The sequence below is a fragment of the Leclercia sp. GLN_9 genome (genome assembly GCF_043105735.1).
GTDB lineage: Bacteria > Pseudomonadota > Gammaproteobacteria > Enterobacterales > Enterobacteriaceae > Enterobacter > Enterobacter adecarboxylatus.
In genome coordinates, this window is sequence record NZ_JBICLV010000020.1 from 17,115 (window position 1) to 37,145 (window position 20,031).

The window sequence follows — 20,031 nt, forward strand, 5'->3', positions numbered from 1 at the left end:
CCGTTTCGGGGAAAGAGCAGTCACCGAAAAGAGGCAGCATTTCAGACGATGGCTGCGTAAACAACTAGATGGGTGTAAAACTCAGCATACATACCCCTTATAAAGAAGAAAGCGCCGATTTTATAGAGACATCCGCTTATATACAGCGTAAGCACTATTCAATAAAACCGCCAATAAACTTTCGTTGTATTCCATTTGGGTATGAAAAAAAACCCGGCGGGCGCCGGGTTTTTTATTTACTCATTAATGCGGGGATGTTGATCGACCAGTCGGCTACGCTTCGCCTGTAGCTCGGCAATTTCAGCATCGATATCTTCTATCTTCTGCTCAATGTTGTCGTGGTGCTCACGCAGGATCTCTTTGGCTTCCTGAAGGTCAGACGCGGCAGGCGTCGCCCCTTTCAGCGGCAGGTTCGCCGTCTCTTTCATGTAAAGGCCGGTAATCAGGCCAATCACTGCAATGACCATGAGATAGTAGGCAGGCATCATCAGGTTCTGGGTGCTCTCCACCAGCGAGGCCGCCAGCGTCGGCGTCAGGCCGGCAATCAGTACCGAGATGTTAAAGGCTGCCGCCAGGGCGCTGTAACGGATGTGCGTCGGGAACATCGCTGGCAGCGTCGAGGCCATCACACCAATAAAGCAGTTAAGGATCACCGCCAGCATCAGCAGACCGGCAAAAATCAGGCCGATCACATCGCTGTTAATCATTATGAAGGCCGGGATAGCCAGCACAAAGAGCGCGACACTGCCGAGAATAATGAACGGACGACGTCCGAAGCGGTCACTCAGCAGGCCCATGATCGGCTGCACAAACAGCATCCCTACCATGATGGCGATGATGATCAGCACGCCGTGATCTTCTGAATAGTGCAGGTTATGGGACAGGTAGCTCGGCATGTAGGTCAGGAGCATGTAATAGGTCACGTTGGTGGAAATCACCAGACCAATACAGGTCAGCAGGCTACGCCAGTGACGGGTCGCGATCTCTTTGAACGAGACTTTTGGCCCTTCCTGCAGACCTTCGCGATCGCCCTGCTCCAGCTTATCAACATGCTGCTGGAACGCCGGGGTCTCTTCTAACGCGTGACGCAGATAGAGGCCAATCAGCCCCAGCGGCAGTGCCAGGAAGAACGGAATACGCCAGCCCCAGGAGAGGAAGTTCTCTTCGCCCACCACGGTGGAGAGCAACACCACGACCCCAGCACCCAGCACGAACCCGGCAATAGAGCCGAAATCAAGCCAGCTACCCATAAAGCCGCGTTTGCGGTCAGGTGAGTATTCGGCCACAAAAATGGATGCGCCGGTATATTCGCCACCGACCGAGAAGCCCTGGGCCATCTTACACAGCAGCAGCAGAATAGGTGCCCAGATGCCGATGCTCGCATACGACGGGATCAGGCCGATACAGAAGGTACTGATCGACATAATCACAATGGTAATCGCGAGGATCCTCTGGCGGCCATACTTGTCCCCCAGCATCCCGAAGAACAGACCCCCTAGCGGGCGGATAAGGAAGGGAACAGAGAAGGTCCCGAGGGCGGCAATCATCTGCACGCTGGGATCGGCATCAGGGAAGAAGACTTTACCCAGTGCATAGGCCACGAAGCCGTATACACCGAAATCGAACCATTCCATCGCATTACCGAGCGAGGCGGCGGTAATCGCTTTGCGCAGCTTGCCGTCATCAATAATGGTAACGTCGCGCAGAGTGATCGGTTTTACTTTTTTCCTTTTCAGCATGGCTATCCTCTTAAATTAGCCCAGTCCTCACCACCGCACTAAAACGCGCTCTGTGGAACCCGGGAAGCGCATCATGCGCATTCTCCTTTCTCAAGCGTAGCAGGTTTACTTACACTGACCTTTCGGAGCGGTACAACCGAACCTGTGACGCCTGTCTGGGCTGTAAATGGAGCCAATACCCTACCAGCGTTTATATTTGTGATCAACTTCACATATATGTTTAAGGTTTTTAACGGAAGTGTCAAAACTGTAAATACCCCCAATGCGCTCTTTCTTATACCTGCCTCTGAAAATACGCTTTCAGCCGTTATTATTTGCTGTCAAATCAAAAAAAGACGACATTTTTTTACAATGCATTCACAGCCATTTTAATTAGCAAGATGCACAATTCGTGTTTCCTTAAAATATGTGATGGAGATAACTAAAACACTGTTTTATTTTCATTGAATCATCATTCCAACGATCGCATCATAAGCGCGTCAAAACGAGTCAGGTGGCCTTCAGATGAAGGTTTAAAAAAACCAGACTGGTTATATCTGCTGTATGAACGACGAAACGCCTGACACCTTCAAGTCACAATTCGTTGAATTCATTAGATTATTAAATATCTCTTGTCCGCTGGCGATGCGTGATGAGATGTGAGGGTTAATGATGAAGATTAAAGCCACGATTGAACGCATCCCCGGAGGGATGATGCTGGTACCGCTGGTACTGGGTGCAATTTTAAATACCTTAGCACCTAATACCGGAGCCTATTTTGGTGGGTTCACTAAAGGCATGATTACCGGAACCGTTCCGATTCTGGCGGTATGGTTCTTCTGTATCGGCGCCTCCATTAATTTACGCGCAACGGGCACGGTATTACGTAAATCCGGCACGCTGGTTATTACTAAAATTGCCGTCGCATGGGTAGTGGCGATGATCTGCGCCATGTTTATCCCGGAAAATGGCATTCAGACCGGCTTCTTCGCGGGCCTCTCTGTGCTGGCGATTGTCTCTGCGATGGACATGACCAACGGCGGCCTCTACGCCAGCCTGATGAACCAGTACGGCACCAAAGAAGAGTCTGGCGCCTTCGTTCTGATGTCTCTGGAATCCGGCCCACTGATGACCATGCTGATCCTCGGCTCCGCCGGTCTGGCCTCCTTTGAACCGCATCACTTTGTCGGTGCCATCCTGCCGTTCCTGATCGGTTTTGCCCTCGGCAACCTCGACCACGATCTGCGCGACTTCTTCAGCAAAGCGACGCCGGTGCTGATCCCGTTCTTCGGTTTCGCGCTGGGTAACACCATCAACCTGAACGTGATTCTGGATACCGGCCTGCTGGGTATCGTGCTGGGTGTGGCGGTTATCATTATCACCGGTATTCCGCTGATTATTGCCGACCGTGTTATCGGTGGAGGGAATGGTACTGCGGGTGTCGCCGCCTCTTCCGCAGCGGGTGCTGCCGTGGCGAACCCGGTTATTATCGCCCAGATTAACCCGGCGTTCGAACCGGTAGCCGCATCCGCCACTGCGCTGGTTGCCGCCAGCGTCATCGTGACGGCGATTCTGGTGCCGATTATCACCGCTCTGTATGCCAAACGCTTTGGTCAGGTTCCGGCGAAAGCCGAAGAACAGCAAGTAGTTGAATCTCTGCACCACTAAAATGTAAGCCCTCCCCCACAAGGAGGGTTTTGCATTTAAAGCAATGCAGTGCCTTCAGAATAATAAATGCCTTACAGCGGCTCCCTGGTCCGGCTGAAAATCGCCGAAGCGTTTCCGGAAGGCCGGGGCTAGGCGCAGGGACGCGCCGAGAGGGCATAGCCTGCATGGATGCAGGCTGGTGCCCGACCCGAAAGCCTGAAGGAATAAGCTGAGGACAAAATTGCCGCGAGCAATTTTGAACAGCGCCTGCGCTGGCCCCGTAGGGGTGAGCCCCAGGGATGGGGCGAATATTCCGCGAAGCGGCGATTTTCTTTGCCGGGAGCCCGGGTCGCCAGGGTGGTGGCGATTGAGCCACCCTGGCACGTTCACCGGTTCCGTATTAACAGAGAAGCAATGGACTGGAAGTGAACGGAACAACCACCGGTGCAGCATATTCCCCTCACCCCTAACCCTCTCCCCAAAGGGGAGAGGGAATCAACTACTCCCCAAACACCTCTTCCACCATCGCTTTTGCCAGCCTTGCCGCCGAACAGAGTCTCGGCATGCCCAACGCCACATTCTGCCAGCTCTGCGTCACCGACCAGCACACCGGATGCCTGTCGGCATCACACCAGTCCCCCAGCCAGCCAAGCATATCTTTATGGTCGATAATCCCCAGCGTACTGGGTGTGGTCAGCCACTGGTGATAAAAATGACGGGTCGTGGGGGCTGCATTGATCCCCTGCGCCAGGTAGTTGGCCACCATGCTGCGCAGGTTGTCTTTGAGCATGGCGCTGACATCCGCATTCGCCAGCCGACAGGCGTCACCGAACGCCCCCCAGCGCAGCTCTTCCAGCACCACATAGCCGCGCCCGGCCAGCGACCAGCCGTCATAGTGTCCGGCCCGCCAGCGGGTAAAAATCTGTTCGCTGTGAACCCCAGCCTGCACCGTTAACCCGCGCTGGGTTAACGCCTTCTCTTTAAACTGCGCGCGTTGATGGAAATGGGCGGAGAGGATTTCGTACTGATGTACCAGGCCAATGGCGGGTTGATTGCGCAGGCTGGCCTGCTGGCGCATCGTATTCAGCGCCTGGGTCATGCGGGTCAGCGCCAGGTGGCCGGGATCAACCATGCCCGCCAGCTTCTCCGCCAGCCCGAGTCGCAGCACAGCATTTTCGCTGAACATTCCCCCCATCGCCCACTGACGAAGCTGAGCCTGCGCCATGATCTCCTGAGTTAAACGTTCACGAAAGTGCTGCTGTTGCGACCCTACAGAGGCGTGACGCTGCGCGTCAGCCCCCTGCACCAGGTCGACCATAAATTTAGGATGTATGCATTCCAGCGTCCGTCCGGGACCGTCCAGTAATTGTTTTGTCATGGTTGCTCTGCCGCGAATAGCGTTTGAATATCATCGCGTAACAGTCGGGTATCTTCCTGAATCCACGTCGCAGTCGTAATACATTGCTGCAACAGCTGGCTGAGCGCGCGTGTGGCATGCTCATTTTGCTGGCGCACCGCGAGGCTATCACGCAAGCTTTCCTGTAACCCTGCAAGGCATAACGAAAATTCTGCGAAGAATGTCGCCATACCCGCTGTAACAGAGACATCGACCTGGGCGGACAAAGCTTTACGGATTTGTTCACAAAAGTGATCAATATGCTGATTAAATTTCTCATGAAGCTGTGACACGTTAATAACATACCGCGTTCGCGTCATCACGTAATCTTCCCAGCCCCAGCCCGGATTGTTCAACCAGCGGGAGACCGTCTCGCGCAGCGCGCTGCCAGCGCCCTGGGACTGACCAGCAGGCTCACTCTCCTCGGCAATGGCATCGCTGAACAGCCCGCGGGTATTGAAGTTAAGCTGGCTGGCCTGAAACGCCGGGAAGCTGATTCGGGCGCGGAAACCGGCATGGCTCAACTCCTCTTTAATGCGCGTTTCAATCGGGCGCATAGCGTCGTTCAACGCCCTAGCCAGCGTAGACTCCAGCTGGTCGAAACGCAGCGCCAGTTCACGACCGATTTTTGCCTGCGCATCCAGCATGATCAGCTCACAGGCGGAGCGGATTTTGCTCAACAGGATTTGCGCCTGGCCTTCATCATCCAGCACCAGCTGGCCGGGCGTCGCCGCGGCATCAGCACGCTGCTTATGCGGGTCAAACCCCGCCAGGTCGAGCATATTATCGGGATCGAAGACATGTCCGATGGCGCGCTTGATCTCGCTCTGCTGGGCGGCGAAAAACAGATCTGTGGCGCTCAGGGCCTGGCTCACCTCATGCCGCACCTCATCGCTCACTGATGCCTGGCGGGAGTGCAGCAGCGCCATGTCATCTTCCAGACGGGTAATATTGTGCTGCAACTCATCGAAGGCCACCGTCAGCCCCTGATAGCGGAAATCCAGGTACTCGCGGGCGTTCTGGGCGTAGTTCAGCAGCTTATGTGACGCGGAGCGTAACGCATACAGCGAGGCGTTGGCGTAAGCGGCATAGATCAACTTGCGGATCGGCTGCTCAAACAGGGAGTCCTCCCACAACAGATCGGCAGAGTGGCGCAGGTGTTCAATATCATCCAGATCGGCGGTCCGCCAGCGGCGACCCAGCGCGGCTTCGGCAAAGTCCTGCACCCAGCGCTGCTCCTGGTGGTCGGGCAACTTACCGTGCAGCGCCAGTTCGTGACGCGCCCGGTTCGCCAGGTATCCCCACATCGATGACACCGGGAAGATCTGGCCCGGGGAGATATAGCCCTTCATCAGGGTGCCGGAGATCATCGCCCGCACCTGCTCTTCATCATCGCTGTTGCGGTCTTTCTGATCGAACTTATTGACCAGCGCGTACAGCGGCACCGATTTCCCGACGGCGGAAATCGCCAGCCGCACTTCGGCGTCCGAAATCGACTTCAGTTGGGTATAGTCCATCACCGCCAGCACCGCTGACGCGCGGGCGAGCTGCTCGGTGAGCATTTTTTGCAGATGCGGCTGCCCGGCCTCGTTCGGCCCTGGGGTATCCAGCAGGGTTAATTGCCCCAGATGAGCATCCAGCCCGGCCAGGTGTACAAATTCCACCTCAATAACCGGGATATTTTCGATCGCGGCATAGGCCGGGAACGGAAAATCGGTGCCCAGCGCCTGAGAAAGGCGGACTAAATCGTTCAGGTTTTTTAAACAATTAAATATCGGCTGCGCGCCTAAATAATGTTTTTCAAATGCCTCACCCGTTTCAATACGCCCAAGTAGCGCATTCATATCTTTATCAATTTCTAACTGTTGCGCCAGCTTGCCGCGATCGTAATTGGCGAGCTTTTTTTGCATTTGCTTTATTAATGTATCAATAGGCGCGACGTGAGAAAAATGCAGCACCGGCTCTTTCTGGCCAGGCGTATGGCGGATCAGCGTCGGCAACGCAGTCATCGGGCGATTGCGATTAGGTAACACTTCCGTGCCCACGATGGCGTTAATGGTGGTGGACTTTCCGGCCTTCATGGTGCCCACGATCGCCAGCACCATCTCCAGGCGGGTAATTTTGCGCAGCTCATTATTCAGCATCGACTGCTGCGCCTCTAAGCCACGGGTACTAAAATGCAGAGGTAAAACATTGCTGGTTTCGCCGGTAAGGGCCGACGTGGCGTTATCCAGCATCGCAGCAGGCATGGTGCTTAGTGCCTCAAGATTCTGTAAGGAGAGTTGCAGCAGCCTTTCGGCTTCCTGGCTCAATTCAAATATTGTTTGTGTGTGCATACTAAAGCCTTCCCTAACACAAATTTTATATAACCGAATTGTTTTTAAGAATGAAGGATCGGCTTATATGATTACGTGTTGTAAATATGTTCGAAGCCATATAATTCTGTAGCAACAGTGAAAATATATTCTTTTAACGGTTAACGCAGCGAAGTACGCTCCTTCGGTCAGGGAAACCGAAAGATTAAGAGCGTAGCTCAATTTTTAAAAAACGTCAGGAAAAACCATGGTTTGTTACCCACCAAAAATGAGGGGCAAAACATCCCTTGCAGACCGGGGATGGCTATTAAAGCAAGTAAGTTAAATATCATTAGCGCCTTAACCTTATCTGAAATAGCACGGCGTATCAATTTGCCGCAATAAAATATTGTCGCTTTTAATCAGGCGCGTTTCTCGCCTGCGTCTGACCGCTAGCATCGCCTGAGTCACTGACAAAAGGTGTCATTGAAAAGACTTTTTTTCGTCAAAAGCGAAAAATAATGTCACCGACAACTGTAAGGACATGCGTTATACTTGCCGCCTTTTTCGACAACCTGTCGGTTTTTGGCGGGCCTGATTGCCGCCGGTTCGCACTATTTGAGGAGAACACCATGTCACTGCCACACTGCCCTAAATGCAACTCTGAATATACCTACGAAGATAACGGTATGTTCATTTGCCCGGAATGCGCTTACGAATGGAACAACGCAGAACCTGCGCAAGAGAGCGATGAGCTGATCGTTAAAGATGCCAACGGCAATCTGCTGGCCGACGGCGATAACGTCACCGTCATTAAAGATCTGAAGGTCAAAGGCAGTTCGTCGATGTTGAAGATCGGCACCAAAGTAAAAGGCATCCGCCTGGTTGAAGGCGACCACAACATCGACTGCAAAATTGACGGTTTTGGCCCAATGAAGCTGAAATCCGAGTTCGTGAAAAAGAACTGATCCCTCTTTTGTCGGCCCGGCAAGCGACGCGACGCCGGGCGCTTTTGCCGGATGCGCTACGCTTATCCGGCCAACAAATACCGAACTACACTTAACGGGCTTCTCTTTACCTGAGGTAACGATTATGCCGTTAAGTCCCTACATCTCGTTCGCCGGTAACTGCGAAGAGGCTACCGCCTTCTATCAGCAGGCCGTCGGCGCTGAACTCCTCTATAAAATCACCTTCGGCGAAATGCCCAAAGACGACAATAGCGAAGAGGGCTGTCCGTCCGGCATGCACTTCCCGGACTCCGCTATCGCCCACTCCAACGTCCGCATCGCCGGCAGCGACATCATGATGAGCGACGGTACGCTCAGCGGTAATGCCACCTACTCCGGCTTTACGCTGGTGCTCGACACCCAGGATGTCGCCGAAGGCAAGCGCTGGTTCGATAACCTGGCCGCAGGTGGCAACATTGACATGGCCTGGCAGGAGACCTTCTGGGCGCACGGCTTCGGCAAAGTGACCGATAAATACGGCGTACCCTGGATGATCAACGTCGTTAAACAGCCCTAATCCCGGCGGCGGGCGCTCGCGCTCGCCTGTCATCGCTTTCACGTCAACTCTTCAAATCCTTGCAACCAACACTTAACCTAAACGTCACATAGATCCGCCAGCATGAGGCCACATTTGAATCGAGGCCTCATCCATGCAAACCGTCATCCGCGTCGAGAAACTGAGCAAGACCTTCCATCACAATAAGGCCCTGCATGCCGTTGATCTGACCGTCCAGCAGGGCGAAATGGTAGCGCTGCTGGGGCCATCCGGTTCAGGTAAATCGACCCTTCTGCGCCACTTAAGCGGCCTTATCACCTGCGATAAAACATCAGACAGCCACGTGGAGCTGCTGGGCAACACCGTGCAGCGCGCGGGGCGTCTGGCGAGCGATATCCGTAAAAGCCGCGCGCAGACCGGCTACATCTTCCAGCAGTTCAACCTCGTGAACCGCCTGACGGTGCTGGAAAACGTGCTGATCGGCGCGCTCGGCAGCACCCCATTCTGGCGCACCTGCCTGCGCTGGTTCTCCCCCGCGCAAAAACAGGAAGCGCTGCAGGCGCTGACCCGCGTCGGGATGGCCCACTTCGCCCACCAGCGCGTCTCCACCCTGTCCGGTGGACAACAGCAGCGCGTGGCGATTGCCCGGGCGCTGATGCAGAAAGCCAAAATCATTCTCGCCGATGAGCCGATTGCCTCGCTGGATCCCGAGTCGGCCCGCATCGTGATGGAAACCCTGCACGACATTAACCAGAAAGACGGCATCACCATCGTGGTGACGCTGCATCAGGTGGATTACGCCCTGCGCTACTGCGAGCGCATGGTCGCCCTGCGACAGGGGCATGTGTTCTTTGATGGTGCCAGCCATCAGTTTGATAACGACCGTTTTGACCATCTCTACCGCAGCATTACTTGCGTCGAAGAGAACGCGCAGGCTGCGTAACGAAACCCGAAAAGACCAGGCTGGCAAGTGAAATAGCCTGGAACAATGTCAACGTGAGGAATATAGATGAGCTACAAAGCCGTTGCCGCGCTGGCCTTTACCAGCCTGTTCAGCCTCAGCACCCTGGTGAGCCCTGCGTTTGCACAGGAGCAAGAAAAGGCGCTGAACTTTGGCATCATTTCGACAGAATCACAGCAGAACCTGAAGCCGCAGTGGGAACCCTTCCTGAAAGACATGGAAAGCAAACTGGGGATCAAAGTGAACGCCTTCTTCGCCCCGGACTATGCGGGCATCATCCAGGGAATGCGCTTTAACAAAGTCGATATCGCCTGGTACGGCAACCTCTCGGCGATGGAAGCCGTGGATCGCGCTAACGGGCAGGTCTTTGCCCAGACGGTAGCCGCCGACGGCTCCCCGGGTTACTGGAGCGTGCTGATCGTCAACAAAGACAGCCCAATCAACAACCTCAACGACATGCTCGCCAAACGTAAAGACCTCACCTTTGGCAACGGCGACCCGAACTCCACTTCGGGCTACCTGGTCCCGGGTTATTACGTCTTCGCCAAAAACAACGTCTCCACCAGCGAATTCAAACGCACGGTCAACGCCGGGCATGAAACCAACGCCCTGGCGGTCGCCAACAAGCAGGTGGACGTTGCGACCAACAACACTGAAAACCTCGACAAGCTGAAAACCTCCGCCCCGGACAAGCTGAAAGAACTGAAGGTGATCTGGAAATCGCCACTGATCCCGGGCGACCCGATTGTGTGGCGTAAAAACCTCTCCGAAAGCACCAAGGACAAGGTGTACGACTTCTTTATGAACTACGGCAAAACCGCCGAAGAGAAGACCGTACTGGAACGCCTGGGCTGGGCACCTTTCCGCGCCTCCAGCGACCTGCAACTGGTGCCGATTCGCCAGCTGGCGCTGTTCAAGCAGATCCAGGGCGTGAAAGAGAACAAGGGCCTGAAGGACGAAGAGAAGAGCAGCAAGATGTCTGAAATTCAGGCGCAGCTGGACGATCTCGACCGTCTGACCGCCGCGCTGGGCGCGATGACCAGCGTGAATAAAGCAGTGCAGTAACACGTTTACACCCCTCACCCTGCCCTCTCCCCCCAGGGGAGAGGGTAAAAAAACCGCACCGAACAGTCCCCTCTCCCCTATGGGGAGAGGGTTAGGGTGAGGGGAAAGTACGCACGCTAATGCCTCTCCCCGGCCCTCTCCCACAAGGAGAGGAAGAACGCATAAAGGAGCCAACATGCAAACCATCACCGTCCCACCGCCGAAGCGCAGCTGGTTCTCGCTGATCAGCTGGGCCATCCTGCTGGCGGTCCTTGTTATCTCCTGGAAGGGGGCCGAAATGGCCCCGCTCACGTTGATTCAGGATTCCGGCAACATGGCGACCTTCGCCGCCGACTTCTTCCCGCCAGACTTTAGCCAGTGGCAGGACTACCTCGGCGAAATGGCCATCACCCTGCAAATCGCCGTCTGGGGAACCGCGCTGGCCGTGGTGCTCTCCATTCCCTTTGGCCTGATGAGCGCCGACAACATCGTGCCCTGGTGGATCTACCAGCCGGTGCGTCGCCTGATGGACGCCTGCCGCGCCATCAACGAAATGGTCTTTGCGATGCTGTTCGTCGTCGCCGTCGGTCTCGGGCCGTTCGCCGGGGTGCTGGCGCTGTTCATCCACACCACCGGCGTGCTCTCCAAGCTGCTCTCCGAGGCGGTGGAAGCCATTGAGCCAGGCCCGGTCGAAGGCATTCGCGCTACCGGGGCCAACAAGCTGGAGGAGATCCTCTACGGCGTCCTGCCGCAGGTGATGCCGCTGCTCATCTCCTACTCCCTCTACCGCTTTGAGTCCAACGTTCGCTCCGCCACGGTGGTGGGCATGGTCGGCGCAGGCGGGATTGGCGTCACCCTGTGGGAAGCGATTCGCGGTTTCCAGTTCCAGCAAACCTGTGCCCTGATGGTGCTCATTATCATCACGGTCAGCCTGCTGGATTTCCTTTCTCAACGTTTGCGTAAGCACTTCATCTGAGAAGCGAGGCTTTGATTTGTATGCACTTATCCAGACATCCGACCAGTTACCCGACCCGCTGGCAAGAGATTGCGGCAAAACTCGAAGTGGAGCTGCGCACCCATTACCGCTGCGGGGACTACCTCCCCGCCGAGCAGCAGCTGGCCGACCGCTATGAAGTGAACCGTCACACCCTGCGCCGCGCTATCGATCAGCTGGTCGAGCGCGGCTGGGTGCAGCGTCGTCAGGGGGTTGGCGTGCTGGTGCTGATGCGCCCGTTCGACTACCCGCTCAACGCCCAGGCACGCTTCAGCCAGAACCTGCTGGATCAGGGCAGTCACCCCACCAGCGAAAAATTGCTCTCGGTGCTGCGTCCGGCCTCCAGCCACGTCGCCGATGCGCTGGGGATCAAGGAGGGCGATAACGTGATCCACCTGCGCACCCTGCGCCGGGTGAACGGCGTGGCGGTATGCCAGATCGACCACTACTTCGCGGATATGGCCCTCTGGCCGGTGCTGCAAAACTTCTCCAGCGGCTCGCTGCACGACTTTCTGTTCGAGGCCACCGGTATCGCCCTGAAACGCACCCAGACGCGCATCAGCGCCCGCCGCGCGCAGGCCAAAGAGAGCAAGGTGCTGGAAATTCCTAACATGGCCCCCCTGCTCTGCGTGCGCACCCTCAACCACCGTGACGGCGAGATCGACGCGACGGAGTACTCCGTCAGCCTGACCCGCGCCGACATGATTGAATTCACCATGGAGCACTGAATGCATTTCGATACCGCCACCCGCCAGCACTGGATGGCCGTGCTGGCCCACAGCCAGCCTGCGGCGTTACAGGCCCGTCTTTCGGCGCTCAACCTGACGCCGGACTACGAACTCATCCGCGCCCCGGAAATCGGGCTGGTGCAGATCCAGGCGCGGATGGGCGGCACCGGAGCGCGCTACTTTGCCGGTGACGCCACCCTGACCCGTGCCGTGGTGCGCCTCGCCAGCGGCACGCTCGGCTACAGCTATTTGCTCGGGCGCAACAAACCGCATGCCGAGCAGTGCGCTGTTGTGGATGCCCTGTTGCAGGAAGCGCCCCACTTCCAGACCTTGATGGAAACCCTTATTGCCCCGCTGGAAGCCGACCGCGCCGCACGCCTTGCCGCGCGTCAGGCCGAGGTGAACACCAGCCGGGTCGACTTCTTTACGCTCGTTCGCGGAGACAACGCATGACCCTTCAACCCGCTTTTACCCTTGCCGTGCAGGATGCCCAACACAGTTTTCGCCGTCTGCTGAAAGCGATGAGCGAACCGGGGGTGATCGTCTCCCTGCACCAGTTAAAACACGGCTGGCAGCCGCTGAACCTCGCCACCACCAGTGTGCTGCTGACGCTGGCCGACAACGACACCCCGGTCTGGCTGTCGGGCGCGGTTAGTAACGATATCGTCAGCTCGAACCTGCGTTTTCACACCAGCGCCCCGCTGGTGGATCAACCCCAGATGGCGGTGTTCGCCGTCGCCGACGAGCAGATCGGCCACGAGCAGCTTAACGCCCTGAGCGAAGGCAGCGCCGTGGCACCGGAGACCAGCGCCACCCTGATTTTGCAGGTGCCGAGCCTGAGCGGTGGCCGCATGCTGCGCCTGACCGGCGCCGGGATCGCCGAGGAGCGGATGGTCGCCCCGCAATTGCCGGAGTGCATTATTCATGAGCTGACCGAGCGCCCGCACCCGTTCCCGCTGGGGATCGACCTGCTGTTGACCTGCGGCGAACGCCTGCTGGCGATCCCACGCACCACCCATGTGGAGGTGTGCTGATGTACGTTGCCGTCAAAGGGGGCGAGAAGGCGATCGCCGCCGCCCATGCCTTGCAGGAACACAGACGCCGGGGTGATGAGCAGCTTCCCGAGCTGAGCGTCGCCCAGATAGAACAGCAGCTCAACCTTGCCGTCGACCGGGTCATGACCGAAGGCGGCATTGCCGACCGCGAGCTGGCGGCGCTGGCGCTGAAACAGGCCAGCGGCGATAACGTCGAAGCCATCTTCCTGCTGCGCGCCTACCGCACCACGCTGGCAAAGCTGGCGGTAAGTGAGCCGCTGAAAACGGCGGATATGCGCCTCGAGCGGCGCATTTCGGCGGTGTATAAAGATATCCCCGGTGGACAGCTGCTCGGCCCCACCTACGACTACACCCACCGCCTGCTCGATTTCACCCTGTTGGCGAATGGCGAGGCCCCGCAGTTGAACAGCAGCGAGGCGCAATCCTCCGCCTCCCCGCACGTCTTTAGCCTGCTGGCAAACCAGGGGCTGGCGAAAGCGGAAGAAGATCGCGGCGACGAGCCGGACGACATCACCCGCACCCCGCCGGTCTATCCCTGCTCGCGGGCCTCGCGCCTGCAACAGCTGATGCGCGGTGACGAGGGCTATCTGCTGGCGCTGGCCTACTCCACCCAACGCGGCTACGGGCGTAACCATCCGTTCGCCGGTGAAATTCGCAGCGGCTATATCAATGTGGAGATTGTGCCGGAAGAGCTGGGATTTGCGGTGAACGTCGGCGAACTGCTGATGACAGAATGCGAAATGGTCAATGGCTTTATCGCCCCAGAGGAGGAGCCGCCGCACTTCACCCGCGGCTACGGGCTGGTATTCGGCATGGGCGAGCGCAAGGCCATGGCCATGGCGCTGGTGGATCGCGCCCTCCAGGCCCCGGACTATGACGAGAACATCAGCGGCCCGGCGCAGGACGAAGAGTTTGTGCTGGCCCACGCGGATAATGTGGAGGCCGCCGGGTTTGTCTCGCACCTCAAGCTGCCGCATTACGTCGATTTCCAGGCTGAACTGGAGCTACTGAAACGTCTGCAACGGGAGCGCAAAAATGGCTAACCTCAGCGGCTATAACTTTGCTTATCTGGATGAACAAACCAAACGCATGATCCGCCGCGCCATCCTCAAAGCGGTGGCCATTCCTGGCTATCAGGTGCCGTTCGGCGGGCGTGAAATGCCGATGCCTTACGGCTGGGGCACAGGCGGTATTCAGATCACCGCCAGCGTGATTGGCGAAGCGGACGTGCTGAAGGTCATCGACCAGGGCGCCGACGACACCACCAATGCGGTGTCGATCCGCCAGTTCTTCCAGCGCGTTACCGGGGTGAACACCACCGAGCGCACCGAAGACGCCACGCTGATCCAGACCCGCCACCGCATCCCGGAAACCCCACTCACCGAAGATCAGATTTTGATTTTCCAGGTTCCGATCCCGGAGCCGCTGCGCTTTATCGAGCCGCGCGAAACCGAAACCCGCACCATGCACGCCCTGGAAGAGTATGGCGTGATGCAGGTGAAGCTGTACGAAGACATCGCCCGCTTCGGCCATATCGCCACGACCTACGCCTACCCGGTGAAGGTCAACGGACGCTACGTGATGGACCCCTCCCCGATCCCGAAATTCGATAACCCGAAGATGGACATGATGCCCGCATTGCAGCTGTTCGGGGCCGGACGCGAGAAGCGTATTTACGCCGTGCCGCCCTACACGCGGGTCGAGAGCCTCGACTTCGATGACCACCCGTTTACGGTGCAGGAGTGGGACGAGCCGTGCGCCATCTGCGGATCGAAACACAGCTATCTCGATGAAGTGGTACTGGATGACACGGGCAAGCGGATGTTTGTTTGCTCCGACACGGATTACTGCCGCCAACAGAGCGAGGCCCTCAGCCAATGAAACCGTTGCTTTCGGTCAATAACCTGACCCACCTCTATGCGCCGGGCAAAGGCTTCAGCGGCGTGTCGTTCGACCTGTGGCCGGGCGAAGTGCTGGGGATTGTCGGCGAGTCCGGCTCCGGCAAAACCACCCTGCTGAAGGCGATCTCCGCGCGTCTGGCCCCGCAGAACGGCGAGATTTTGTATGAAGACCAGTCGCTGTATGGCATGAGCGAGGCCGACCGCCGCCGCCTGCTGCGCACCGAGTGGGGAGTGGTGCATCAGCACCCGATGGATGGCCTGCGCCGTCAGGTGTCGGCGGGGGGCAACATCGGTGAAAGGCTGATGGCGACCGGCGCGCGACACTACGGCAACATCCGCGCCACCGCCCAGCACTGGCTGGAAGAGGTGGAAATTCCGGCCTCGCGCATCGATGACCTGCCGACCACCTTCTCCGGGGGAATGCAGCAGCGGCTGCAGATTGCCCGCAACCTGGTCACGCATCCGAAGCTGGTGTTTATGGATGAACCCACCGGTGGGCTGGACGTGTCTGTTCAGGCGCGTTTGCTGGATCTGCTGCGCGGTCTGGTGGTGGAACTGAACCTGGCCGTGGTGATTGTCACCCACGATTTAGGCGTTGCCCGTTTGCTGGCAGACCGCCTGCTGGTGATGAAGAGCGGCGAGGTGGTGGAAAGTGGGCTAACCGACCGCGTGCTCGACGATCCCCATCATCCGTACACCCAGCTGCTGGTGTCATCGGTATTGCAGAACTGATTTTTGCCGGGTGGCGGCTGTGGCTTACCCGGCAATCGGACCCAGGAACCTATTATGATCCGCGTAGAAAACGTCAGTAAAACCTTTGTGCTCCACCAGCAAAACGGCGTCCGCCTGCCGGTGCTGCAAAATGCCTCTCTGGAGGTCAACAATGGCGAATGCGTGGTGCTGCACGGCCACTCCGGCAGTGGAAAATCCACGCTGCTGCGCTCCCTGTACGCCAACTATCTGCCTGACGAAGGGCACATTCATGTCCGTCACGGCGATGAATGGGTGGATCTGGTGCAGGCCCCGGCGCGCAAGGTGCGGGATGTCAGGCGCACCACCATCGGTTGGGTGAGCCAGTTTTTACGGGTCATCCCGCGCGTCCCGGCGCTCGAAGTGGTGATGCAGCCCTTGCTGGATCTTGGCGTACCGCGCGAGACTTGCGCCGCCAAAGCCGCCAGCCTGCTGACGCGCCTCAACGTACCGGAGCGCCTGTGGCATCTCGCTCCTTCGACCTTTTCCGGCGGCGAGCAGCAGCGGGTAAACATCGCCCGCGGCTTTATCGTCGACTACCCGATTTTACTGCTCGATGAACCGACGGCCTCGCTGGATGCGAAAAACAGCGCGGCAGTCATTGAATTGATCGAAGAGGCCAAAGCGCGCGGCGCGGCGATCGTCGGGATCTTCCACGACGATGCAGTGCGGGATCGCGTGGCGGATCGTCTGCACCCGATGGGGATCACCGCATGATCGTAAACAACGTAAAACTGGTGCTGGAAAACGAGGTCGTTGACGGCTCCATCGAGGTTCAGGACGGCGTCATTCGGGCTTTTGCCGAAACCCCGAGCCGCTCGCCACAGGCGATGGACGGCGACGGCGGCTGGCTGCTGCCGGGGCTGATTGAGCTGCACACCGACAACATGGACAAATTCTTCACCCCGCGGCCAAAGGTGGACTGGCCGGCCCACTCGGCAATGAGTAGCCACGACGGGATGATGGTCGCCAGCGGGATCACCACCGTGCTGGACGCGGTGGCGATTGGCGACGTGCGCGACGGCGGCGACCGTCTGGAGAATCTGGAGAAGATGATCAACGCCGTGGAAGAGACGCAAAAACGCGGCCTCAACCGCGCCGAGCATCGTCTGCATCTGCGCTGCGAGCTGCCCCATCACACCACCCTGCCGCTGTTCGAGAAGCTGGTTGGCCGCGAGCCGGTGACCCTGGTGTCGCTGATGGATCACTCCCCCGGCCAGCGCCAGTTCGCCAATATAGAAAAGTACCGCGAATATTATCAGGGAAAATACTCTCTCAATGACGAGCAGATGGCGCGCTACGAAGAGGAGCAGCTTCAGCTTGCCGCCCGCTGGTCGCAGCCCAATCGCCAGGCCATTGCCGCGCTGTGCCGGGAGCGACACATCGCCCTGGCCAGCCACGACGATGCCACGGCGGATCATGTGCTGGAGTCGCACCAGCTCGGCAGCGTGATCGCCGAATTCCCCACCACCTTTGAAGCCGCAGAAGCGTCCCGCCAGCACGGGATGAACGTCCTGATGGGCGCCCCCAACATCGTGCGCGGCGGATCGCACTCCGGCAACGTGGCGGCCAGTTCGCTGGCATCGCTCGGGCTGCTGGACATTCTCTCCTCCGATTACTACCCCGCCAGCCTGCTGGATGCGGCGTTCCGGGTGGCCGACGATACAGGCAACGGCTTTACCCTGCCGCAGGCGATCCGTCTGGTGACAAAAAACCCGGCGCAGGCTCTGAACCTGCACGATCGCGGGGTGATTGGCGAAGGCAAACGCGCGGACCTGGTGCTGGCGCACCGCAAAGGCGAGCATATTCATATCGACCACGTCTGGCGTCAGGGAAAACGGGTGTTCTGATGAGAAGAGTGATCTGGTTAATGGGGCCGTCCGGCTCCGGTAAAGACAGTCTGCTGGCAGCATTGCGCCAGCAGACACACCCGCAACTGCTGGTAGCGCATCGCTACATTACCCGCCCCGCCAGCGCGGGGAGTGAAAACCACATCGCCCTCAGCGAGCCAGAGTTTTTTACCCGCGCAGGGCAGCAACTGTTTGCCCTGAGCTGGCACGCTAACGGCTATTATTATGGGGTGGGCCTGGAGATCGACCTGTGGCTACACGCGGGGTTTGATGTGGTCGTGAACGGTTCGCGCGCGCATCTTCCACAGGCTCAGGCGCGTTATGCCGGGGCGCTGCTGCCCGTCTGCCTGCAGGTGTCTCCAGACATTCTGCGCCAGCGCCTGCAACGCCGTGGCCGGGAGAACGCCAGAGAGATCGACCAGCGGCTGGAGCGCGCCGCGCGCTACACTCCGTCCCACTGCCCTGTCCTGAATAACGACGGCAGTTTGCTTCAGTCCGTCGATAACTTTCTTTCACTGATCCACCAGAAGGAGAAAAACCATGCCTGAGTGTGAGTTGCGTCCCGCCACTGCGGAGGACGTTGACGCGGTATACGGCCTGATTTGCGAACTAAAACAGGCCGAGTTGGACAGATCGGCTTTTCACGCCGGTTTTGCGGCCAACCTGCTGGATCACAACATGCGTTACCAGTTGGCCGAACAGAATGGGCACATTATCGGCATGATCGGCCTGCATATGCAGTTTCATTTGCATCATGCCAACTGGATCGGCGAAATTCAGGAGCTGGTCGTCATGCCGCAGGCGCGGGGACTGAAGGTGGGTAGCCAGCTGCTGGCCTGGGCCGAGGAATTTGCGCGCCAGGCTGGCGCAGAGATGACGGAGCTTTCCACCAGCGTAAAGCGCCTCGACGCGCATCGCTTTTACCTTCGTGAAGGGTACACACAGAGCCATTTTCGCTTCACCAAACCGCTGTAAGGGGGCGCTATGAGTCTGACCATTACGTTAACAGGCACCGGCGGTGCCCAACTGGTGCCCGCTTTTGGCTGCGACTGTCCGGCCTGCCGTCGGGCGCGTTTGCAGGACGACTATCGTCGCCGTCCCTGTAGCGCGGTGGTCAAATTCAACGACGCGATTACGCTGCTGGATGCGGGGATCCCCCACCTGATGGACGACTGGCCCGCGGGCAGTTTTCAGCAGTTTTTGCTCACTCACTACCATATGGATCATGTCCAGGGGCTGTTCCCGCTGCGCTGGGGCGTGGGCGCGACCATCCCGGTGTACGGCCCGCCGGACGAAGCGGGCTGCGACGATCTGTTTAAGCATCCCGGCATCCTCGACTTTAGCCATACGCTGGAGCCATTTGTGGTGTTTGAACTCCAGGGCCTGCGGGTGACACCGCTGCCGCTCAACCATTCGAAGCTGACGTTTGGCTACCTGCTGGAGAGCGCCTACAGCCGGGTGGCCTGGCTTTCTGATACCGCCGGGCTGCCGGAGAAAACGGTGAAGTTTTTAGTTAACAACCACCCGCAGGTGATGGTGATTGACTGCAGCCACGAGCCGCGGGACGAGATGCCGCGCAACCATTGTGATTTGAATACCGTTGTTGCGTTGAACGCGGTGATCGGGTGTCCACAGGTGATCCTGACCCATATCAGCCATCAGTTTGACGTGTGGATGATGGACAACCCGCTGCCGGAGGGAATCGAGGCGGGGTATGACGGGATGGTACTGATGCTGGATTAAGGTTTCTCCCTCTCCCCGTGGGCTGAGGGATCCCCAGTCATTTGCCCTTAAAGCAATAAAATAATCACAATATTTTAAACAACTTACAGCGACTCCCCTGTCCGGCTGAAAATCGACGAAGCGTTTCCGTAAGGCCGGGGCGAGGCGCAGGGACGCGCCGAGAGGGCATAGCCTGCAGGGATGCAGGCTGGTGCCCGACCCGAAAGCCTGGAGGAATAAGCTGAGTGAACCGCGACGCGGCGATTTTCCTGGCCGGGAGCCGGGATTGTGAAGGGGGCGGCGGCGAGCCCTCTTCACACGTTCACGGGTGACGCGGCTGGCAGAGAAGTGCAGAACCTAAGGTGAACGGAACCGCCACCTGAGTCGCATGTTCCCCCTCACCCCAACCCTCTCCCCAAAGGGGAGAGGGAGCCGATCGTGCCCATTTTTATGGGGGATCCCTCAGCC

20 protein-coding genes are annotated in these 20,031 nt (G+C 58.1%); 17 read left to right on the forward strand and 3 right to left on the reverse strand.

Going from position 1 to position 20,031, the window contains the following annotated elements; genetic code table 11:
• Positions 1–236: 236 nt before the first annotated feature.
• Positions 237–1,739: a glycine betaine/L-proline transporter ProP gene (gene proP / locus ACF8PE_RS15120; protein WP_032616111.1), complete on the reverse strand. Its 1,503-nt coding sequence runs from the start codon at positions 1,737–1,739 to the stop codon at positions 237–239.
• A gap of 651 nt (positions 1,740–2,390) precedes the next feature.
• On the opposite strand from proP, the gene kdgT reads away from it, so the two are divergent.
• Positions 2,391–3,386 carry a 2-keto-3-deoxygluconate transporter gene (kdgT, locus tag ACF8PE_RS15125; RefSeq protein WP_059308919.1) on the forward strand — a complete coding sequence of 332 codons (996 nt, stop codon included), beginning with the start codon at positions 2,391–2,393 and terminating at the stop codon, positions 3,384–3,386.
• Between the two features lie 478 nt (positions 3,387–3,864).
• Here kdgT and ACF8PE_RS15130 read toward each other — a convergent pair whose 3' ends face one another.
• Positions 3,865–4,743 carry a diguanylate cyclase regulator RdcB family protein gene (locus ACF8PE_RS15130; protein ID WP_392495043.1) on the reverse strand — a complete coding sequence of 293 codons (879 nt, stop codon included), beginning with the start codon at positions 4,741–4,743 and terminating at the stop codon, positions 3,865–3,867.
• Positions 4,740–7,097 (reverse strand): clamp-binding protein CrfC, encoded by a 2,358-nt coding sequence (gene crfC, locus ACF8PE_RS15135; protein WP_392495044.1) that lies wholly within the window; start codon positions 7,095–7,097, stop codon positions 4,740–4,742. Before crfC ends, ACF8PE_RS15130 begins: the two co-directional genes overlap by 4 nt.
• Before the next feature lie 590 nt (positions 7,098–7,687).
• On the opposite strand from crfC, the gene ACF8PE_RS15140 reads away from it, so the two are divergent.
• The 16 genes from ACF8PE_RS15140 (at position 7,688) to phnP (ending at position 19,584) form a co-directional block, all read left to right on the forward strand.
• Positions 7,688–8,023 carry a zinc ribbon domain-containing protein YjdM gene (locus ACF8PE_RS15140; RefSeq protein WP_032616100.1) on the forward strand — a complete coding sequence of 112 codons (336 nt, stop codon included), beginning with the start codon at positions 7,688–7,690 and terminating at the stop codon, positions 8,021–8,023.
• A 124-nt stretch (positions 8,024–8,147) separates the two neighbouring features.
• Positions 8,148–8,579, forward strand: a complete 432-nt coding sequence (gene yjdN, locus ACF8PE_RS15145) for a VOC family metalloprotein YjdN (protein WP_336995156.1) — start codon at positions 8,148–8,150, stop codon at positions 8,577–8,579.
• Between the two features lie 133 nt (positions 8,580–8,712).
• Entirely contained in the window at positions 8,713–9,501 is a 789-nt protein-coding gene (phnC, locus tag ACF8PE_RS15150) for a phosphonate ABC transporter ATP-binding protein (RefSeq protein ID WP_392495045.1), read from the forward strand.
• A 66-nt stretch (positions 9,502–9,567) separates the two neighbouring features.
• Positions 9,568–10,584 (forward strand): phosphonate ABC transporter substrate-binding protein, encoded by a 1,017-nt coding sequence (gene phnD, locus ACF8PE_RS15155; protein ID WP_032616093.1) that lies wholly within the window; start codon positions 9,568–9,570, stop codon positions 10,582–10,584.
• Positions 10,585–10,759: 175 nt separating this feature from the next.
• Positions 10,760–11,539 carry a phosphonate ABC transporter, permease protein PhnE gene (phnE, locus tag ACF8PE_RS15160; protein WP_032616090.1) on the forward strand — a complete coding sequence of 260 codons (780 nt, stop codon included), beginning with the start codon at positions 10,760–10,762 and terminating at the stop codon, positions 11,537–11,539.
• 20 nt (positions 11,540–11,559) lie between these two features.
• A complete protein-coding gene (gene phnF, locus ACF8PE_RS15165; RefSeq protein ID WP_032616088.1) occupies positions 11,560–12,285 on the forward strand; it encodes a phosphonate metabolism transcriptional regulator PhnF in 726 nt (241 codons plus the stop codon).
• The gene (gene phnG / locus ACF8PE_RS15170) at positions 12,286–12,738 is read left to right on the forward strand and encodes a phosphonate C-P lyase system protein PhnG (RefSeq protein ID WP_130587966.1); all 453 of its coding nucleotides are present in this window, start codon (positions 12,286–12,288) and stop codon (positions 12,736–12,738) included.
• Positions 12,735–13,319, forward strand: a complete 585-nt coding sequence (gene phnH, locus ACF8PE_RS15175) for a phosphonate C-P lyase system protein PhnH (protein WP_077226953.1) — start codon at positions 12,735–12,737, stop codon at positions 13,317–13,319. The genes phnG and phnH overlap by 4 nt, the downstream gene beginning before the upstream one ends.
• Positions 13,319–14,383, forward strand: coding sequence for a carbon-phosphorus lyase complex subunit PhnI (locus ACF8PE_RS15180; RefSeq protein WP_392495046.1), 1,065 nt, complete (start codon positions 13,319–13,321; stop codon positions 14,381–14,383). The genes phnH and ACF8PE_RS15180 overlap by 1 nt, the downstream gene beginning before the upstream one ends.
• Positions 14,376–15,221 (forward strand): alpha-D-ribose 1-methylphosphonate 5-phosphate C-P-lyase PhnJ, encoded by an 846-nt coding sequence (gene phnJ, locus ACF8PE_RS15185; RefSeq protein ID WP_032616079.1) that lies wholly within the window; start codon positions 14,376–14,378, stop codon positions 15,219–15,221. Before ACF8PE_RS15180 ends, phnJ begins: the two co-directional genes overlap by 8 nt.
• Positions 15,218–15,973, forward strand: a complete 756-nt coding sequence (gene phnK, locus ACF8PE_RS15190) for a phosphonate C-P lyase system protein PhnK (RefSeq protein ID WP_032616077.1) — start codon at positions 15,218–15,220, stop codon at positions 15,971–15,973. The genes phnJ and phnK overlap by 4 nt, the downstream gene beginning before the upstream one ends.
• Positions 15,974–16,027: 54 nt before the next feature.
• Positions 16,028–16,708: a phosphonate C-P lyase system protein PhnL gene (phnL, locus tag ACF8PE_RS15195; protein WP_032616075.1), complete on the forward strand. Its 681-nt coding sequence runs from the start codon at positions 16,028–16,030 to the stop codon at positions 16,706–16,708.
• A complete protein-coding gene (phnM, locus tag ACF8PE_RS15200; RefSeq protein WP_059308928.1) occupies positions 16,705–17,841 on the forward strand; it encodes an alpha-D-ribose 1-methylphosphonate 5-triphosphate diphosphatase in 1,137 nt (378 codons plus the stop codon). The genes phnL and phnM overlap by 4 nt, the downstream gene beginning before the upstream one ends.
• Entirely contained in the window at positions 17,838–18,389 is a 552-nt protein-coding gene (phnN, locus tag ACF8PE_RS15205) for a ribose 1,5-bisphosphokinase (protein ID WP_392495047.1), read from the forward strand. Before phnM ends, phnN begins: the two co-directional genes overlap by 4 nt.
• Positions 18,382–18,816: an aminoalkylphosphonate N-acetyltransferase gene (gene phnO / locus ACF8PE_RS15210; RefSeq protein ID WP_191152211.1), complete on the forward strand. Its 435-nt coding sequence runs from the start codon at positions 18,382–18,384 to the stop codon at positions 18,814–18,816. The genes phnN and phnO overlap by 8 nt, the downstream gene beginning before the upstream one ends.
• Positions 18,817–18,825: 9 nt before the next feature.
• Complete coding sequence (gene phnP / locus ACF8PE_RS15215) at positions 18,826–19,584, forward strand: phosphonate metabolism protein PhnP (protein WP_336995160.1); 759 nt, start codon at positions 18,826–18,828, stop codon at positions 19,582–19,584.
• The last annotated feature ends 447 nt before the right edge of the window (positions 19,585–20,031 follow it).

Excerpts from the sequence above, each read along its gene's own strand:
- phnJ (WP_032616079.1), top strand. The coding sequence starts at position 14,376 with ATGGCTAACCTCAGCGGCTATAACTTTGCTTATCTGGATGAACAAACC.
- phnF (WP_032616088.1), top strand. The coding sequence starts at position 11,560 with ATGCACTTATCCAGACATCCGACCAGTTACCCGACCCGCTGGCAAGAG.
- crfC (WP_392495044.1), bottom strand. The coding sequence starts at position 7,097 with ATGCACACACAAACAATATTTGAATTGAGCCAGGAAGCCGAAAGGCTG.
- ACF8PE_RS15140 (WP_032616100.1), top strand. The coding sequence starts at position 7,688 with ATGTCACTGCCACACTGCCCTAAATGCAACTCTGAATATACCTACGAA.
- kdgT (WP_059308919.1), top strand. The coding sequence starts at position 2,391 with ATGAAGATTAAAGCCACGATTGAACGCATCCCCGGAGGGATGATGCTG.
- phnL (WP_032616075.1), top strand. The coding sequence starts at position 16,028 with ATGATCCGCGTAGAAAACGTCAGTAAAACCTTTGTGCTCCACCAGCAA.
- phnO (WP_191152211.1), top strand. The coding sequence starts at position 18,382 with ATGCCTGAGTGTGAGTTGCGTCCCGCCACTGCGGAGGACGTTGACGCG.
- phnM (WP_059308928.1), top strand. The coding sequence starts at position 16,705 with ATGATCGTAAACAACGTAAAACTGGTGCTGGAAAACGAGGTCGTTGAC.
- phnP (WP_336995160.1), top strand. The coding sequence starts at position 18,826 with ATGAGTCTGACCATTACGTTAACAGGCACCGGCGGTGCCCAACTGGTG.
- ACF8PE_RS15180 (WP_392495046.1), top strand. The coding sequence starts at position 13,319 with ATGTACGTTGCCGTCAAAGGGGGCGAGAAGGCGATCGCCGCCGCCCAT.
- phnK (WP_032616077.1), top strand. The coding sequence starts at position 15,218 with ATGAAACCGTTGCTTTCGGTCAATAACCTGACCCACCTCTATGCGCCG.
- yjdN (WP_336995156.1), top strand. The coding sequence starts at position 8,148 with ATGCCGTTAAGTCCCTACATCTCGTTCGCCGGTAACTGCGAAGAGGCT.
- phnE (WP_032616090.1), top strand. The coding sequence starts at position 10,760 with ATGCAAACCATCACCGTCCCACCGCCGAAGCGCAGCTGGTTCTCGCTG.
- phnC (WP_392495045.1), top strand. The coding sequence starts at position 8,713 with ATGCAAACCGTCATCCGCGTCGAGAAACTGAGCAAGACCTTCCATCAC.
- phnG (WP_130587966.1), top strand. The coding sequence starts at position 12,286 with ATGCATTTCGATACCGCCACCCGCCAGCACTGGATGGCCGTGCTGGCC.
- phnD (WP_032616093.1), top strand. The coding sequence starts at position 9,568 with ATGAGCTACAAAGCCGTTGCCGCGCTGGCCTTTACCAGCCTGTTCAGC.
- proP (WP_032616111.1), bottom strand. The coding sequence starts at position 1,739 with ATGCTGAAAAGGAAAAAAGTAAAACCGATCACTCTGCGCGACGTTACC.
- phnH (WP_077226953.1), top strand. The coding sequence starts at position 12,735 with ATGACCCTTCAACCCGCTTTTACCCTTGCCGTGCAGGATGCCCAACAC.
- ACF8PE_RS15130 (WP_392495043.1), bottom strand. The coding sequence starts at position 4,743 with ATGACAAAACAATTACTGGACGGTCCCGGACGGACGCTGGAATGCATA.